Genomic DNA, 14,886 nt, shown 5'->3' with positions numbered 1-14,886 from the left:
CATGCCCGACTTCCGCAGCGTCGACCACGTGCAGTTGCCCATTCCCCTCGGCGGCGCCGTGCGGGCCCGCGCGTTCTACGAGGACGCGCTCGGCCTGCGCGAGGTGCGCGACCCGGAGCTCGACCGCCCCGGCACGCTGCGCTTCTCGCTCGGCTGGCAGCGGCTGGACCTGACCGAGGGCCACTACACCGGCGTCGCGCCGCAGGCCCACCTGGCGCTGCGCGTCGGCGACCTCGACACGATCGTGTTCCGCCTGCAGCGCGCCGGCGTCCGCGTCGACGAGGCGCCGCTGTTCGATGCCAGCCGTGCCTATGTCGAAGACCCGTTCGGCAACCGCCTCGAGTTGATCGAGCCCCACCACCCCGATGCGGAGACGCAGCACCATGTCACGGACATCCGGATCGCGGTTTGAAGCGGCGCGCCGGCGCCTGCTGCCCTGGCTGCTGCCGGTCGCGGTGCTGCTCGCGTGGGAGCTGTCGTCGCGCAGCGGCTGGCTGTCCACGCGCGTGCTGCCGGAGCCGCTGGCCGTCGTGAAGGCGTTCTGGTCGCTGCTGCTGTCCGGCGAGATGGCGCAGCACGTGGCCACCAGCACCGGGCGTGCGCTGGCGGGTTTCGCGATCGGCGGCGGGCTGGGCCTGCTGCTGGGGCTCGCGACCGGCTCGTGGCGCGCGGCCGAGACGCTGCTCGACTCGACGCTGCAGATGGTGCGCAACATCCCGACGCTGGCGCTGATCCCGCTCGTGATCCTGTGGTTCGGCATCGAGGAGTCGGCCAAGCTGTTCCTGGTGTCGCTGGGCGTGTTCTTCCCGGTCTACATCAACACCTTCCACGGCATCCGCTCGGTCGACAAGGGCCTGATCGAGATGGCGCGCAGCTACGGCCTGTCGGGCTGGGCGCTGTACCGGCACGTGATCCTGCCGGGCGCGCTGCCGTCGATCCTGGTCGGCGTGCGTTTCTCGCTCGGCTTCATGTGGGTGATCCTGATCGTCGCCGAGACGATCTCGGCGCAGGCCGGCATCGGCTACATGACGATGAACGCGCGCGAGTTCCTGCAGACCGACGTGGTGCTGGTCGGCATCCTGTTGTATGCGCTGCTCGGCAAGCTGGCCGATGTGCTGGCCAAGGGGTTGGAGCGCTGGTGGCTGCGCTGGAACCCCGCCTACCAGGTGGCGAAATGATGTTCAAGAGGATGGCGATGTTGCCTTCGCAGATCGAGTTCCAGGGACTGGCGTTTTTGGGTGAGTCGGCGGGTGAGTCGGCCGGCGATGCCGTCCTGCGCGAGGCGGATGTCGCCGTGCCGCGCCGCAGCGCGCCGGCCGGCATCGGCATGGGGCTGCAGCTGGACGGCTTGTCGAAGCGCTTCGGCGAACGCGAGGTGCTGTCGGGCATCGACCTGCGCGTCGACCCGGGCGAGTTCGTCGCGATCGTCGGGCGCAGCGGCTGCGGCAAGAGCACGCTGCTGCGGCTGGTGGCCGGGCTGGAAGAGGCGAGCGCCGGCGCGCTGGCGCTCGACGGGGCACCGCTTGCGCAGCACAGGAGCGACCTGCGCTTCATGTTCCAGGACGCGCGGTTGCTGCCGTGGAAGCGGGTGATCGACAACATCGCGCTCGGGTTGGATGCGGCCGACGGACGCGAGCGCGCGCTGGAGGCGCTGGCGCAGGTCGGCCTGGCCGATCGCGCGAACGACTGGCCGGCGGTGCTGTCGGGCGGGCAGCGGCAGCGCGTCGCATTGGCCCGCGCGCTGGTGCACGCACCGCGGCTGCTGCTGCTTGACGAGCCGCTCGGCGCGCTCGACGCGCTGACGCGCATCGAGATGCAGTCGCTGATCGAATCGCTGTGGAAGCGGCACGGCTTCACCGCGCTGCTGGTGACGCACGATGTGTCCGAGGCGGTCGCGCTGGCCGACCGGGTGCTGCTGATCGAGGACCACCGCGTGACGCTGGACGAGCGCATCGCGCTGCCGCGGCCGCGCTCGCGCGGCAATGCGGCGTTCGCGGCGCTGGAGGAGCGGGTGCTGCAGCGGGTGTTGCAGGTTCCGGGACGCGATGAGCCCGAACGCGTGAACTTGTCCCCGGCATCTGAATGGCGCTGGGCTGTGTAGATTGGCCCACCCCGGCGGTGGCAGGCAACTCGCGGCACACTTGGCGCCCATGTCCGCCTCCGAACCCCTGCTGATCGCCTGCCTCTGCGCCGCCTGGTGCGGCACCTGCCGCGACTACGAACCGCTGTTCGACAGCGTGCGCGCCGAGCACCCCGACGCGCAGTTCGCCTGGGTCGACATCGAGGACAACGACGAGGTGCTGGGCCCGATCGACGTCGAGAACTTCCCGACGCTGCTGATCGCCCGCGGCGACCGGCCGCTGTTCTTCGGCACCGTGCTGCCGCATGTGCAGACGTTGTCGCGCCTGGTGCAGAGCGCCGCGGAAGGCAACCTGCCCGGCGTCCGCGAGATGGGCCTCGAAGGCATGCCGGCGCGGATCCGCGCCCTCCAGTCTCATGACGTTTGAATCAGAAAGCGCATAAGAACGGAAGTTTTGATTCGTTTCCCGCGCAAGGCCGGCTGCCTACCATTCGCATCCTCCCCGCGGCTTCGTGCCGCCCACCAGGACGATTTCATGACGACGGCCCGCTTCATTCACCACTCGCTGCTCTCCCTCGCGCTCGCCGCCACGGCGGGCGTCGCTCTCGCCAAGGACATCACGCTGCTCAACGTGTCCTACGACCCGACGCGCGAGCTCTACCAGGAATACAACACCGCCTTCAGCAAGTACTGGAAGGCCAAGACCGGCGACAACGTGACGATCAAGGCCTCGCACGGCGGCTCGGGCAAGCAGGCCCGCTCGGTGATCGACGGCATCGACGCCGACGTGGTCACGCTGGCCCTCGCCTACGACATCGACGAGATCGCCGAACGCGCCAAGCTGCTGCCCACCGGCTGGCAGAAGCGCCTGCAGCACAACAGCACGCCGTACAGCTCCACCTACATCTTCCTGGTGCGCAAGGGCAACCCGAAGGGCATCAAGAACTGGGATGACCTGATCAAGCCGGGCGTCTCGGTGATCACCGCGAACCCGAAGACCTCGGGCGGCGCGCGCTGGGGCTACCTGGCCGCCTACGGCTTCGAGCTGAAGCGCAACGGCGGCAACGACGCGAAGGCCCGCGAGTTCATCTCGAAGGTCTACAAGAACGTGCCGGTGCTCGATTCGGGCGCGCGCGGTGCCACCGTGACCTTCGCCGAGCGCGGCATCGGCGACGTGCTGCTGGCCTGGGAGAACGAGGCCTACCTGTCGCTGAAGGAGTTCGGCGCCGACAAGTTCGACGTCGTCTACCCGCCGATCAGCATCCTGGCCGAGCCGCCGGTGTCGGTGGTCGACAAGGTGGTCGACAAGCGCGGCACCCGCGAGGTCGCCCAGGCTTACCTCGAGTACCTCTACACGCCGGAAGGCCAGGAGATCGCGGCGCACAACTTCTACCGCCCGATCGACCCGAAGGTCGCCGCCAAGTACGAGAAGCAGTTCCCGAAGCTGAACCTGTTCACCATCGACGACGTGTTCGGCGGCTGGACCAAGGCCCAGAAGACGCATTTCGCCGACGGCGGTGTCTTCGACCAGATCTATTCGAAGTGATTTGAAGGAATAGAGCGCAAGTAAGCGCAGGCTTCAAGTGATCGCGGCGGGCGCTTCGGCGTCCCGCCGCGAACTCGCTTGTGCAAAAAACTCATAAGGATTCGCCGATTGAGTCGTTCGCTGTTGCGGTGTCCGTCCGTAACATCGCCGGTCCGATCTGCATGGGCTGCGTCGTTGGCGGCCGAAACACCATGTCCTCACGCCTGTCCCTCCTCCTGTCCTCGGTCGGTGCCGCCGCGCTGTTCGCCTTCGCGCCCGCCCACGCAGCCGGCCCGACGCTGCTGAACGTCAGCTACGACGTCGCCCGCGAGTTCTTCAAGGACATCAACCCGGCGTTCCAGAAGTCCTGGAAGGCCGCGACCGGCGAAGACGTGGCGATCAACCAGTCGCACGGCGGATCGAGCAAGCAGGCGCGTGCCGTGCTCGACGGGCTCGAGGCCGATGTGGTGACGATGAACCAGTCGAGCGACATCGACGTGCTGGCCACCCGCGGCAAGCTGCTGCCGGAAGACTGGGCCAGGCGCCTGCCGAACAATGCGGCGCCGACCACCTCGCTCACCGTGATCCTGGTGCGCAAGGGCAACCCGAAGGGCATCAAGGACTGGGGCGACTTGGCGAAGCCGGGCACCAGCGTCGTGATCCCGAACCCGAAGATCACCGGCAACGGCCGCTACAGCTACGTGGCCGCGTGGGGCTCGGTGATCAAGGCCGGCGGCACACCGGCCCAGGCCCGCGAGCTGGTGCAGAAGATCTTCGCCAACGTGCCGGTGTTCGACGGCGGCGGTCGCGCCGCGACGACGACCTTCGCGCAACGCAACATCGGCGATGCGCTCGCGACCTTCGAATCCGAAGTGAACCTGATCAAGTCGGAGTTCGGCGACAACTTCGAGGTGGTCTACCCGAAGTCGACGATCCTGGCCGAGAACCCGGTCGCGGTGGTCGAGAAGGTGGCCGACAAGAAGGGCACGCGCAAGCAGGCCGAGGCCTACCTCAAGTTCCTGTGGACCGACGAGGCGCAGGAGATCGCCGCCAAGCACCAGCTGCGCCCGCGCAGCGCGGCCATCCTCGCGAAGTACGCGACCGATTTCCCGAAGGTCAACACCTTCACGATCGATGAGGTCTTCGGCGGCTGGACCAAGGCGCAGAAGGAGCATTTCGACGACGGCGCGATCTACGACCAGATCCTCGCCGCCGCGAAGAAGTAAGCGCCTTCCGTGCTGTTCACCCGCACCCTGCTGAAGCGGCACAGCGTGCTGCCGGGCTTCGACCTGGCGCTCGGCTTCACGCTGCTGTACCTGAGCTTCATCGTGCTGCTGCCGCTGTCGGCGGCCTTCCTGAAGACGGCCACGATGACCTGGCCGGCGTTCTGGGACGCCGTCACCGCGCCGCGCGTGCTCGCGTCGTACCGGCTCACCTTCGGCGCATCGTTCGCCGCCGCGCTGATGAACTCGGTGTTCGGGCTCGTCGTCGCGTGGGTGCTGGTGCGCTACGAGTTCCCGTTCAAGCGGCTGATCGATGCGCTGGTCGACCTGCCGTTCGCGCTGCCGACCGCGGTGGCCGGCATCGCGCTGACGGCGCTGTACGCGCAGAACGGCTGGATCGGCCGCTACCTGCCGTTCAAGGTGAGCTTCACGCCGCTCGGCGTGTTCGTGGCCCTCACCTTCATCGGCCTGCCCTTCGTCGTGCGCACGCTGCAGCCGGTGCTCGAAGACCTGCACAAGGAGATCGAGGAGGCCGCGGCCACGCTCGGCGCCTCGCGGCTGCAGACCTTCACGAAGGTGATCTTCCCGATCATCTCGCCGGCGCTGCTCACCGGCTTCGCGCTCGCGTTCGCGCGGGCGCTCGGTGAATACGGCTCGGTGATCTTCATCGCCGGCAACATGCCGCTGATCAGCGAGATCACGCCGCTCTTGATCATCACGAAGCTGGAGCAGTACGACTACACCGGTGCCACCGCGATCGCGGTCGTGATGCTGGTCAGCGCGTTCGCGCTGCTGCTGGCGATCAACGCATTGCAGGCCTGGACGAGAGCGAGGCAGGGACGATGAGCACGGCCGCGATTCCCCGCGACGCCGCGAGCGCGGCCGAGGCCCCGCGCCATCTGCAATCCGCCACCACCGAGCCGGCGTGGGTCAAGTGGACGCTGATCGGCATCGCGCTCGCGTTCCTGACGCTGTTCCTGTTCGTGCCGCTCGCGATCGTGTTCGCCGAGGCGTTCAAGAAGGGCGTCGGCGTCTACTTCGCCGCCATCACCGACCCCGATGCGCTGTCGGCGATCAAGCTGACGCTGATTGCCGCCGGCATCTCGGTGCCGATGAACCTGGTGTTCGGCATCGCCGCCGCCTGGTGCATCGCGAAGTTCGAGTTCCGCGGCAAGAACGTGCTGCTCACGCTGATCGACCTGCCGTTCTCGGTCAGCCCGGTCATCTCGGGCCTGATCTACGTGTTGCTGTTCGGCCTGCAGGGCTGGTGGGGCGAGTGGCTGCGCGACCACGACCTGAAGGTCATCTTCGCGGTGCCGGGCATCGTGCTCGCGACCGTGTTCGTGACCTTCCCGTTCGTCGCGCGCGAACTGATCCCGCTGATGCAGGCGCAGGGCACCGAGCAGGAAGAGGCAGCGCGCGTGCTGGGGGCCAACGGCTGGCAGATCTTCCGGCGCATCACGCTGCCGAACGTCAAGTGGGCGCTGCTGTACGGCGTGATCCTGTGCAATGCGCGCGCGATGGGCGAGTTCGGCGCGGTCAGCGTCGTGTCGGGCCACATCCGCGGGCAGACCAACACGATGCCGCTGCACATCGAGATCCTCTACAACGAGTACCAGTTCGCCGCGGCGTTCGCGGTCGCGTCGCTGCTGGCCGGCCTGGCGCTGGTGACGCTGGTGTTGAAGTACCTGGTCGAGCGCCGTGTGCGCGAGCAGAAGAAGGCGGCCGAGGGCCGCTCGGAATGAGGTTTCCAGAATGAGCATCGAAGTCCGCAACCTGAAGAAGAGCTTCGGCAAGACCGTCGTCTGCGACAACCTGAACCTGGACATCCCGGCCGGCGAACTGGTGGCGCTGCTCGGGCCCTCGGGCTCGGGCAAGACCTCGCTGCTGCGCATCATCGCGGGGCTCGAGGTGCCCGACAGCGGCACCGTGCTGTTCCACGGCGAGGACGCGACGAACACCGACGTGCGCGAGCGCCAGGTCGGCTTCGTGTTCCAGCACTACGCCCTCTTCGGCCACATGACGATCTTCGAGAACGTCGCGTTCGGGCTGCGCGTGCGGCCGAAGGCGACGCGACCGAGCGATGCCGCGATCAAGGCCAAGGTGACCGACCTGCTGAAGCTGGTGCAGCTCGACTGGATCGCCGATCGCTACCCGCACCAGCTGTCGGGCGGCCAGCGCCAGCGCATCGCGCTCGCGCGCGCGCTGGCGGTGGAGCCGAAGGTGCTGCTGCTCGACGAGCCGTTCGGTGCGCTCGATGCCAAGGTGCGCAAGGAACTGCGCCGCTGGCTGCGCCGGCTGCACGACGAGATGCACGTGACGAGCGTGTTCGTCACGCACGACCAGGAAGAGGCGATGGAGGTGGCCGACCGCATCGTCGTGATGAACCAGGGCCGCATCGAGCAGGACGGCCCGCCGGACGAGGTGTACGACCACCCGGCCAGCCCGTTCGTGCTGCAGTTCCTCGGCGACGTGAACCTGTTCCACGGCCGCTTCGGGCGCAGCGGCGCGGGCACGGCGGCCGAGGACGTGAGCTACGTGCGGCCGCACGAGCTGCAGATCCTCGGCTCGGCAGAGGACGGCACGCTGGCGGTGACGCTGTCGCAGGCGCTGACGGTCGGGCCGAACACGCGGCTGGAGTTCAAGCGCGAGGACGACGGCAGCTATGTCGACGTGGAACTGCCGCGCTCGGAGTACCAGGGGCTGCGCGAGAAGCTGCAGCTGGCGACCGGCTCACGCGTGCATCTGAAGCCGCGGCGAGTGCAGCGGTTCGCGAATGACGAACTGCCCGACCCCGCGGCGATGATCTGAGCTCCCCGTTCGGACTGAGCCTGTCGAAGGCCAGCGCAGTCAACGAGCCCGACTATTCCTCGACCGCTTCCCCGTTCAACGACCGTTCCACCGTCTCCCGCGTCAGCGTCGGCGCGAACGCCTCGATGAACGAGTAGACATACCCGCGCAGCCACGTTCCGCGCCGCACCGCGAGCCGCGTCAGGTTCACCGCGAACAGATCCCGCGCGTCGATCGCACGCAGCTGGCGGTCGCGTTCCGGGTCGAACGCGATCGACGCGACGATGCCCACGCCCATGCCGAGCTCGGCATAGGTCTTGATCACGTCGGCATCCATCGCGGTCAGCACCACGCTCGGCTTCAAGCCCTCGGCGGCGAAGGCCTCGTCGATGTGGGTGCGGCCGGTGTAGCCGACGTCGTAGGTGATGATCGGGTAGCGCGCCAGGCGCTGCAGCGTCAGCGGCCCCTCCTGCTTCAGCAGGTCATGGCCGATCGGCACCACCACGCTGTGCGTCCAGCGGTAGCACGGCAGCGCCACCAGCTGCTCGTAGCCGGCCAGCGCCTCGGTCGCGATGCCGATGTCGGCCTCGCCGGACAGCAGCATCTCGGCCACCTGCTTCGGCGACCCCTGGTGCAGGTTCAGCGTGACCTGCGGATACAGCTGGCGGAAGTCGCGCACGACGGCCGGCAGTGCGTAGCGGGCCTGCGAATGGGTCGCGGCGATCGACAGCCGGCCGCTGGTCTGCGCGCTGAACTCGTCGCCGGCGCGGCGCAGGTTCTCGGCATCCAGCAGCAGCCGCTCGACGATCGGCAGCACCGCCTCGCCGGGCGGCGTGAGGCCGGTGAGCCGCTTGCCGGCGCGCACGAAGATCTCGATGCCGAGCTCGTCCTCGAGCTCGCGGATCTGCCGGCTGATGCCGGGCTGGGATGTGTGGAGCACCGCGGCAACCTCGGTCAGGTTGAAGCCGCAGCGCACGGTCTCGCGGACAGACCGCAGTTGCTGGAAATTCATTCGCGTGGGCGCGGCCGCGGGGGTGGCGCGGCGTGCGCATGAGTAGGTGCGTGATTCTGCTGAGCAGTCCTGCGGCCTACAACGAATGTTTGCTTATGACCATATTCGTGTGGGATCAGGACAGCAGCTGCTTGCGCGCCCGGTGCAGCCGCACGAACAGGTTGTCCTCGGTGATCGCCAGTGCCGCACACACCTGCTCGGTCGGCTGGTCGTGCAGCACGCGCAACCGCATCACGTCGCGCAGCCCGGTCGGCAGGGCCTCGATGCGCGCCAGCATCCGGTCGAGCTGCTGGCGCTGCTCGGCGACCTCGTCGGGGCGCGGCTGCGGGCATTCCACCGCGGCGGCGCCGACCGCCTCGCCGTCGTCGTCCAGCCACTGGGCGTCCAGGCTGTCGTGGCCGGCGCGCTGGCGCACCAGGTCGACGATCTTGTTCTTCAGCACCGCCGTCAGCCACGAGCGCAGCGCGGCCCGCCCGCCGAAGCTCGCACGGCCGGTGAGCACGGCCTCGAACACGTCGTGCACCACGTCCTCGGCCAGCATCGGGTCGTGCAGCTTGCGCTGCGCGAAGCGCACCAGGTAGCCGCGGTGCGCCACCACCTCGGGCCAGGACAGGGCTGCCGGCATGAAGGCGGTCGATGCGGAAGCGGCGGCGGTGGCTTGCATGGTGGGCTCCTGGGATCGGTGGTTGTCGATGGAGTGACTGTCGCCACCGCACCTCGCGCGCCCATCGCCGAACATCACAGGAAGATCACATTTGCCTCAGGACGCGGTGGTCCCGCCCTGTAAGAAGCTTCCCGGCCCGCACGACAATCCCCCCATGCCAGCCACCATCCTCGTCGCCGAAGACCAGACCGACATCCGCGATCTGATCGTGCTGAACCTCAGCAATTCGGGTTATGCGGTGACCGCGGTGGCCGACGGCGTCGCGGCGCTGGCCAGCCAGAACGAGCAGGCGAGCGACCTGCTGATCCTCGACCTGATGATGCCGGGCCTGGACGGCCTGGAGGTCTGCAAGGCGCTGCGTGCGCGCGGCCGCAGCACGCCGATCCTGATGCTCACCGCCAAGGCGACCGAGCTCGACCGGGTGCTCGGGCTGGAGCTGGGCGCCGACGACTACCTGACGAAGCCGTTCTCGCTGGCCGAGCTGCTGGCGCGCGTGAAGGCGCTGCTGCGCCGTGCCGACCTGCTGCGCGCCGCGCAGGCCGGCGCGCAGGCGCAGGCCAGCACGCTGCGCAACGGCGACCTGGAGATCCTGCCGACCAAGCGCCAGGTGCGCTACCGCGGCGACGAGATCGACTTCACCGCGCTCGAGTTCGACCTGCTGCTGCACTTCGCGAGCCACCCGGGGCATGTGTTCTCGCGCGGGCAGCTGCTGAATGCCGTGTGGGGCTACACGCACGACGGCTACGAGCACACCGTCACCACGCACATCAACCGGCTGCGCGCCAAACTCGAGGCCGATCCGATGCGCCCGCAGCTGATCCTCACGGTGCGCGGCGCCGGCTACAAGATGCGCGAGGCGCCGCGGTAAATGAGCGTTCGCCTCAAGATCGCGCTGACCATCCTCGCGACCGGCCTGGTCACCGCGCTCGCGGTGATCGCCACCGTCGCCTTCGCGTTCCAGCGCTTCGAGCACGAGACCACCTACCAGCGCGCGACGCTGTTCCTCGGCCGGGTCGTCGCGATGTACGACAACCTGTTCGAGATGCGCGAACTGCATCCACAGGACTTCGACGGCTTCCTGAAGAACCTGGTGCTGTTCGAGCCCGACACCCAGCTCTACCTGCTCGACGTGCAGGGCACCGTGCTCGCGAGCACCGGCTCGGCGAAGCTCGCGCCGGGCTTTCGCGTCGCGATCGATCCGGTGCGACAGGCGGTGTCGTCGCAGGCCTCGTCGTACGTGATGGGCGACGACCCCGAGCGCATGGACGCCGATGCGGTGATCGCCGCGCGGCCGATCCGCCGCCCGCTGATCCGCAGCGGCGACAACCTCGCCGGCTACCTGTACCTGGTGGCGCACAAGGCCGACCTGCCGGCCGACCGCTGGCAGGTGCTGAGCGCGAGCCTCGCGCGGCCGGCGCTCGGGCTGATCGCCGGCATCGTGATGGTGACGACGCTGCTCGCGGCGATGGTCATCGCCTCGGTGACGCGCCCGCTGCGGCGGCTGACCGATGCGGTCGCGATGCTGTCCGAGAAAGGCCTGCAGCACGGCGCGGCCGATGCGCAGCCGCTGCTGCCGCCGGCCACCGCCGACGAGTTCGGGCAGCTGACGCGTGCGTTCGGCGCGATGCTCGCGACACTGCAGCGGCAGTGGAACGCGTTGAGCCGGCTCGATCATTTCCGGCGCGAGGCGGTCAGCAACCTGTCGCACGACCTGCGCTCGCCGCTGACCGCGACCGATGCCTGCCTGGAGACGCTGGAGGCGCGCTGGGCCGGCGATGCGGCACGCACCGAAGACCGCCGGCTGGTGGAGGTGGCGCTGCGCAACACGCGCAATGCGTCGCGCCTGGTGAAGGCGCTCGGCGACCTCGCGACGCTCGACGAGCCGAGCTTCCAGCTGCGCGCCGAGCAGGTCGACCTGCGCGAGCTGCTCAACGACATCGAGATGCGCTTCGCCGAGCGCGCGGCGCAGTCGGGCGTCGAGCTGCGGGCCGAACTGGGCGAGGCGCCGGTGCCGGCCCAGGTCGACGTCGAGCTGTTCGAGCGCGCGATCGCGAACCTGGTCGACAACGCGCTGAAGTTCTGCGGCCGCGGCTGCCGCGTGACGCTCGCGGCCGCCCGCGCCGGCACGCAGGCCGAGGTCAGCATCAGCGACACCGGCCCGGGCATCCCGGCCACCGACCTGCCGCATCTGTTCGATCGCTTCTACCAGGCGCGCACCAATGTGGCACCCGCCACCGGCGAAGGCGGCAGGGGCCTCGGGCTCGCGATCGTGAAGCGCATCACGGAGCTGCATGGCGGCGACGTGGCCGTGGAGAGCCCTTCCGGGCAGGGCACGCGCGTGATCCTGCGCATCCCGTTGCTGCGGGACAGCGCTGCCCTGTAACGGTGCAGGAAAACACCTAGTGCGTGCGTGGGGGCCTGCTCCCAAAATCCGCCCACTCGCGGCCGACATCCCCGGATGACCGGCTGGGCGGGGGACTGAGGAGACAGACACAACGCATCCGAGGGTCGCGTCAAGAACGCGTTCAAGGCTGCGACACACCGACAGGCCGGCGCTCCAGAGAGCGACCGGACCGATGACAAAATGCGAAGGGCGCCAGGTGATCCTGGCGCCCTTTCCCATTCTGGATTCCCTGTCTTCCCCGTCCCTGCATGCTCGATCTCGTCACGGTCACCCTCGCCTCCCTGTTCGCGGGCTTCATCGATGCCATCGTCGGCGGCGGCGGGTTGATCCTGGTGCCGGCGCTGTTCAGCGTCTACCCGAGCGCCGCGCCGGCCACGCTGCTGGGCACCAACAAGGGTGCGGGCGTCTGGGGCACCGGCTGGGCGACCGCGCAGTTCGCGAAGCGCGTGCAGCTGCAGTGGAGCGCGCTGCTGCCGGCGGCGGGGGCGGCACTGATCGGCGGGCTGGGCGGTGCGTGGACCGTCACGCTGGTCAGCGCCGACGGCCTGCGCAAGGCGCTGCCGCTGATCCTGATCGGCGTGCTGGCGTACACGCTGGCGCGCAAGGACATGGGCCGCACGCACGCACCGCTGCACAGCGGGCGCACGCAGGCGCTGGTGGCCAGCGGCATCGGCCTGGTGATCGGCTTCTACGACGGCTTCTTCGGCCCCGGCACCGGCAGCTTCTTCGTGTTCCTGTTCGTGCGCTTGCTCGGCTACGACTTCCTGAACGCGAGCGCGAGCGCGAAGCTGCTGAACACCGCGACCAACCTGGCCGCGCTCGCGCTGTTCGCGATCAAGGGCCATGTGTGGTGGCACATCGCGCTGACGATGGCGGTGGCCAACGTGATCGGCAGCCTGCTCGGCACGCGGCTCGCGCTGAAGCACGGTGCGGGCTTCGTGCGCGGGGTGTTCATCGCGGTGGTGTCGGCGCTGATCCTCAAGACGGGGTGGGATGCGTTCCTGAAATAGGGACTGAAATCGAAAAGCGGGCGGATTTCCCACCCTGTTCGACGGATCGCCGCCGGGTCGGCTGCGTAGCATCGACCGTGAAGAACTGCTTTGACCCGGATTTCGCCATGCCCCCCATCGATCCCAAGCTGCGTTCGCTGAACATCGACGTGCCCGCCCAGCCGGAAGCGCTGGTGAAGTTGTCCCTGCTGCTCGCCGAGGACGACGTGAACCTGCAGGCGCTCGCCCGCCTGATCGAGAGCGACATGGCGCTCGCATCGGCCGTGCTGAAGGCGGTGAACTCGTCGCTGTACGGGCTGAAGGGGCGCGTGCAAAGCGTGCAGCAGGCCGTCACCTACCTCGGCACGCGCGAAGTCGCGGCCGTCACCTTCGAGATGGGCCTGCGCGCGGTGTTCCCGCCGGCGCCCGAACTGGAGCCGCTGTGGCAGCGCGCCAGCGTGCGCGGCCTGCTGATGGGTCGCATCGGCCAGGTGCTGAGCGTCGATCCGTGGGGCGCGCATTCGGCCGGGCTGTTCGAGGAATGCGGCAAGGCGGTGCTGTTCAAGCATTCGCAAGCCATCTACCAGCCGATGCTCGCGTCGGCCGCCGACGACACCGAGCTGATGTACCTGGAGCACCAGGCCTTCGGGGTCAGCCACGACCTGCTCGGCGCGGCGCTGTGCGAGAGCTGGGGCCTGGCTGCCGCGGCCGTCGCCAGCGTGCGCCATCATGTGACGGTGAACGCGACGCGCGAGCTGCCGCCGCAGGTGCCGCGGCGCTCGATCTGCGCGCTGTCGGCGCTGGCGAATGCGCTGATGACCGACCCGGATTCGCTCGAGGAAGTGGCGCGCGCGGTGGCGCCGCAGGCTTTGCTGGACGAGACGCTGGTGCTGCGCGGCGCCCGGAAAGTCAAACAGCAGATCGAGGACGCAGAAGCCCGCTAGAGGAATGACGACCCCTGGGTCGACGGGTACGTCGACCGATCCCCCAAGGGGATGCGGGCCGGCTTGGGGCGGCCCGGCGCTCGGCCCGCAGGCGCTCACACGCGCCGCGTCGTCTCCCGCACGATCAGCTCCAGCGGCGGCACCTGCACCTCTTCGGCGGTGTGGCCGAGCATGCCGAGCAGCGCGTGCGCGGCAAACAGACCCATCTCGTAGATCGGCTGGCGCACCGTCGTGATCGGTGGCGTCAGGTAGGCCGCGGCCGGCAGGTCGTCGACACCGACCAGCGACACGTCGTCCGGCACGCGGATGCCGCGGCGGTACAGCACCACCCGCGCGCCGAACGCCGACTGGTCGTTCGCGCAGAACACCGCGGTGAACGAGCGCCCGCCGTCGAGCAGCCGCGTCATCGCGAACAGGCCGCCCGGCTCGGTGAAGTCGCCCTGCACCACCAGCTCGGGATCGGGCGTCAGCCCCGCCTCTTCGTGCGCCTGCAGGTAGCCCTGGTAGCGGTCCTTCGCGTCGTCGTGGTCGCGCACGCCGGCGATGTGGGCGATGCGCCGGTGCCCGAGCGAGATCAGGTGGCGCGTGGCCAGGTAGCCGCCGCGCACCTGGTCGAGCTTGATCGCGATGATGTTGTGGCTGTCGAGGTGGCGGCCGGTCACGACGATCGGCTGGTGGCGCGCGAACTCGACGATCTGCGCGTCGTCCATGTGGCCGGTCAGGATCACGACGCCGTCGATGCGGCGCGTCATCAGCAGCCGCACCCGCTCGGCTTCTTCGCGCGCATCCCAGTGGCCGCTGACGATGATCGGCGCATAGCCGCTGCCCAGCAGCCCGGTCTCGATGCCCTTCATCGCCCGCGTGTAGAACGGGCTCTCGATGTCCTGCGCCAGGATGCCGATGGTCATCGTGGTGCCGGTCTTCAGGCTGCGCGCGAACAGGTTGGGCTTGAAATCGAGCTTGCTGATGGCGGTTTCAACCGCCTGCCGCTTGTCGGAGGTGACACGGGCAGTGCCGTTCAGGATGCGCGACACCGTGCTGGGCGAGACCCCGGCCTCGCGCGCCACGTCGAGCAGGGTCACGGCAGCCGGCACAGTCAGGGGCGAACGTACGATCGGACGGGTCACGGTGGGCTGTGGCGAGAGGGCGATTCGCGATTTTGCATGGGGTTTCAAGTATGGCAACGTTTTCAGAACCTTGCCCAAACCAGATGGCACCATGAGCGGGATCGATGGCCCGCCTCCGGGAGGCTCAA

General features: G+C 68.8%; 16 protein-coding genes. 13 read left to right on the top strand and 3 right to left on the bottom strand.

Annotated features, from left to right (window positions below):
• Position 1: 1 nt before the first annotated feature.
• From AC1D1T_RS02635 to AC1D1T_RS02595, 9 genes are all read left to right on the top strand, one after another.
• Positions 2 to 412 (top strand): VOC family protein, encoded by a 411-nt coding sequence (locus AC1D1T_RS02635; protein WP_052204129.1) that lies wholly within the window; start codon positions 2 to 4, stop codon positions 410 to 412.
• Positions 384 to 1,178, top strand: a complete 795-nt coding sequence (gene ssuC, locus AC1D1T_RS02630) for an aliphatic sulfonate ABC transporter permease SsuC (protein ID WP_047503953.1) — start codon at positions 384 to 386, stop codon at positions 1,176 to 1,178. The genes AC1D1T_RS02635 and ssuC overlap by 29 nt, the downstream gene beginning before the upstream one ends.
• Positions 1,179 to 1,195: 17 nt before the next feature.
• On the top strand, positions 1,196 to 2,101 hold the full coding sequence (locus tag AC1D1T_RS02625) for an ATP-binding cassette domain-containing protein (RefSeq protein ID WP_477824504.1): 906 nt from the start codon (positions 1,196 to 1,198) through the stop codon (positions 2,099 to 2,101).
• A 49-nt stretch (positions 2,102 to 2,150) separates the two neighbouring features.
• Positions 2,151 to 2,507, top strand: a complete 357-nt coding sequence (locus tag AC1D1T_RS02620; protein ID WP_465110169.1) for a thioredoxin family protein — start codon at positions 2,151 to 2,153, stop codon at positions 2,505 to 2,507.
• Positions 2,508 to 2,615: 108 nt separating this feature from the next.
• On the top strand, positions 2,616 to 3,626 hold the full coding sequence (locus AC1D1T_RS02615) for a sulfate ABC transporter substrate-binding protein (RefSeq protein WP_477839038.1): 1,011 nt from the start codon (positions 2,616 to 2,618) through the stop codon (positions 3,624 to 3,626).
• Positions 3,627 to 3,817: 191 nt separating this feature from the next.
• The gene (locus AC1D1T_RS02610) at positions 3,818 to 4,831 is read left to right on the top strand and encodes a sulfate ABC transporter substrate-binding protein (protein WP_477839040.1); all 1,014 of its coding nucleotides are present in this window, start codon (positions 3,818 to 3,820) and stop codon (positions 4,829 to 4,831) included.
• 9 nt (positions 4,832 to 4,840) lie between these two features.
• Positions 4,841 to 5,674: a sulfate ABC transporter permease subunit CysT gene (gene cysT, locus AC1D1T_RS02605; RefSeq protein WP_477824501.1), complete on the top strand. Its 834-nt coding sequence runs from the start codon at positions 4,841 to 4,843 to the stop codon at positions 5,672 to 5,674.
• Entirely contained in the window at positions 5,671 to 6,573 is a 903-nt protein-coding gene (cysW, locus tag AC1D1T_RS02600) for a sulfate ABC transporter permease subunit CysW (RefSeq protein WP_477824500.1), read from the top strand. Before cysT ends, cysW begins: the two co-directional genes overlap by 4 nt.
• A gap of 10 nt (positions 6,574 to 6,583) precedes the next feature.
• Entirely contained in the window at positions 6,584 to 7,639 is a 1,056-nt protein-coding gene (locus AC1D1T_RS02595) for a sulfate/molybdate ABC transporter ATP-binding protein (protein ID WP_047503969.1), read from the top strand.
• A 52-nt stretch (positions 7,640 to 7,691) separates the two neighbouring features.
• Here the strand turns inward: AC1D1T_RS02595 and AC1D1T_RS02590 are convergent, their stop codons facing one another.
• Positions 7,692 to 8,630, bottom strand: coding sequence for a CysB family HTH-type transcriptional regulator (locus AC1D1T_RS02590; RefSeq protein WP_047503972.1), 939 nt, complete (start codon positions 8,628 to 8,630; stop codon positions 7,692 to 7,694).
• Positions 8,631 to 8,745: 115 nt separating this feature from the next.
• Entirely contained in the window at positions 8,746 to 9,294 is a 549-nt protein-coding gene (locus AC1D1T_RS02585; protein WP_477824499.1) for an RNA polymerase sigma factor, read from the bottom strand.
• Positions 9,295 to 9,448: 154 nt separating this feature from the next.
• Between AC1D1T_RS02585 and AC1D1T_RS02580 the strand changes: the two genes are divergently transcribed.
• The 4 genes from AC1D1T_RS02580 to AC1D1T_RS02565 all read left to right on the top strand — a co-directional run bounded on the left by AC1D1T_RS02580 (position 9,449) and on the right by AC1D1T_RS02565 (position 13,631).
• Positions 9,449 to 10,162 (top strand): response regulator, encoded by a 714-nt coding sequence (locus tag AC1D1T_RS02580; RefSeq protein WP_047503978.1) that lies wholly within the window; start codon positions 9,449 to 9,451, stop codon positions 10,160 to 10,162.
• Positions 10,163 to 11,677, top strand: a complete 1,515-nt coding sequence (locus AC1D1T_RS02575; RefSeq protein WP_477824498.1) for a sensor histidine kinase — start codon at positions 10,163 to 10,165, stop codon at positions 11,675 to 11,677. It begins immediately after the preceding gene.
• 269 nt (positions 11,678 to 11,946) lie between these two features.
• Positions 11,947 to 12,708 carry a TSUP family transporter gene (locus AC1D1T_RS02570; protein ID WP_477824497.1) on the top strand — a complete coding sequence of 254 codons (762 nt, stop codon included), beginning with the start codon at positions 11,947 to 11,949 and terminating at the stop codon, positions 12,706 to 12,708.
• Between the two features lie 107 nt (positions 12,709 to 12,815).
• Positions 12,816 to 13,631, top strand: a complete 816-nt coding sequence (locus tag AC1D1T_RS02565; protein ID WP_047503988.1) for an HDOD domain-containing protein — start codon at positions 12,816 to 12,818, stop codon at positions 13,629 to 13,631.
• Between the two features lie 95 nt (positions 13,632 to 13,726).
• Here the strand turns inward: AC1D1T_RS02565 and AC1D1T_RS02560 are convergent, their stop codons facing one another.
• Positions 13,727 to 14,713 (bottom strand): LacI family DNA-binding transcriptional regulator, encoded by a 987-nt coding sequence (locus AC1D1T_RS02560; protein ID WP_465110177.1) that lies wholly within the window; start codon positions 14,711 to 14,713, stop codon positions 13,727 to 13,729.
• Positions 14,714 to 14,886: the final 173 nt, after the last annotated feature.

Source organism: Rhizobacter sp. P2_H3, from assembly GCF_056403355.1.
Note: the sequence above shows the minus strand (reverse complement) of the source record. Positions and strands in the feature narration are given on the sequence as shown.

What these genes read in the sequence shown, in the direction of transcription:
- AC1D1T_RS02620 (WP_465110169.1), top strand. Translation starts at nt 2,151, where the DNA reads ATGTCCGCCTCCGAACCCCTGCTGATCGCCTGCCTCTGCGCCGCCTGG.
- AC1D1T_RS02570 (WP_477824497.1), top strand. Translation starts at nt 11,947, where the DNA reads ATGCTCGATCTCGTCACGGTCACCCTCGCCTCCCTGTTCGCGGGCTTC.
- AC1D1T_RS02615 (WP_477839038.1), top strand. Translation starts at nt 2,616, where the DNA reads ATGACGACGGCCCGCTTCATTCACCACTCGCTGCTCTCCCTCGCGCTC.
- AC1D1T_RS02585 (WP_477824499.1), bottom strand. Translation starts at nt 9,294, where the DNA reads ATGCAAGCCACCGCCGCCGCTTCCGCATCGACCGCCTTCATGCCGGCA.
- AC1D1T_RS02565 (WP_047503988.1), top strand. Translation starts at nt 12,816, where the DNA reads ATGCCCCCCATCGATCCCAAGCTGCGTTCGCTGAACATCGACGTGCCC.
- AC1D1T_RS02610 (WP_477839040.1), top strand. Translation starts at nt 3,818, where the DNA reads ATGTCCTCACGCCTGTCCCTCCTCCTGTCCTCGGTCGGTGCCGCCGCG.
- AC1D1T_RS02635 (WP_052204129.1), top strand. Translation starts at nt 2, where the DNA reads ATGCCCGACTTCCGCAGCGTCGACCACGTGCAGTTGCCCATTCCCCTC.
- AC1D1T_RS02595 (WP_047503969.1), top strand. Translation starts at nt 6,584, where the DNA reads ATGAGCATCGAAGTCCGCAACCTGAAGAAGAGCTTCGGCAAGACCGTC.
- AC1D1T_RS02625 (WP_477824504.1), top strand. Translation starts at nt 1,196, where the DNA reads ATGTTGCCTTCGCAGATCGAGTTCCAGGGACTGGCGTTTTTGGGTGAG.
- cysW (WP_477824500.1), top strand. Translation starts at nt 5,671, where the DNA reads ATGAGCACGGCCGCGATTCCCCGCGACGCCGCGAGCGCGGCCGAGGCC.
- ssuC (WP_047503953.1), top strand. Translation starts at nt 384, where the DNA reads ATGTCACGGACATCCGGATCGCGGTTTGAAGCGGCGCGCCGGCGCCTG.
- AC1D1T_RS02580 (WP_047503978.1), top strand. Translation starts at nt 9,449, where the DNA reads ATGCCAGCCACCATCCTCGTCGCCGAAGACCAGACCGACATCCGCGAT.
- AC1D1T_RS02590 (WP_047503972.1), bottom strand. Translation starts at nt 8,630, where the DNA reads ATGAATTTCCAGCAACTGCGGTCTGTCCGCGAGACCGTGCGCTGCGGC.
- AC1D1T_RS02575 (WP_477824498.1), top strand. Translation starts at nt 10,163, where the DNA reads ATGAGCGTTCGCCTCAAGATCGCGCTGACCATCCTCGCGACCGGCCTG.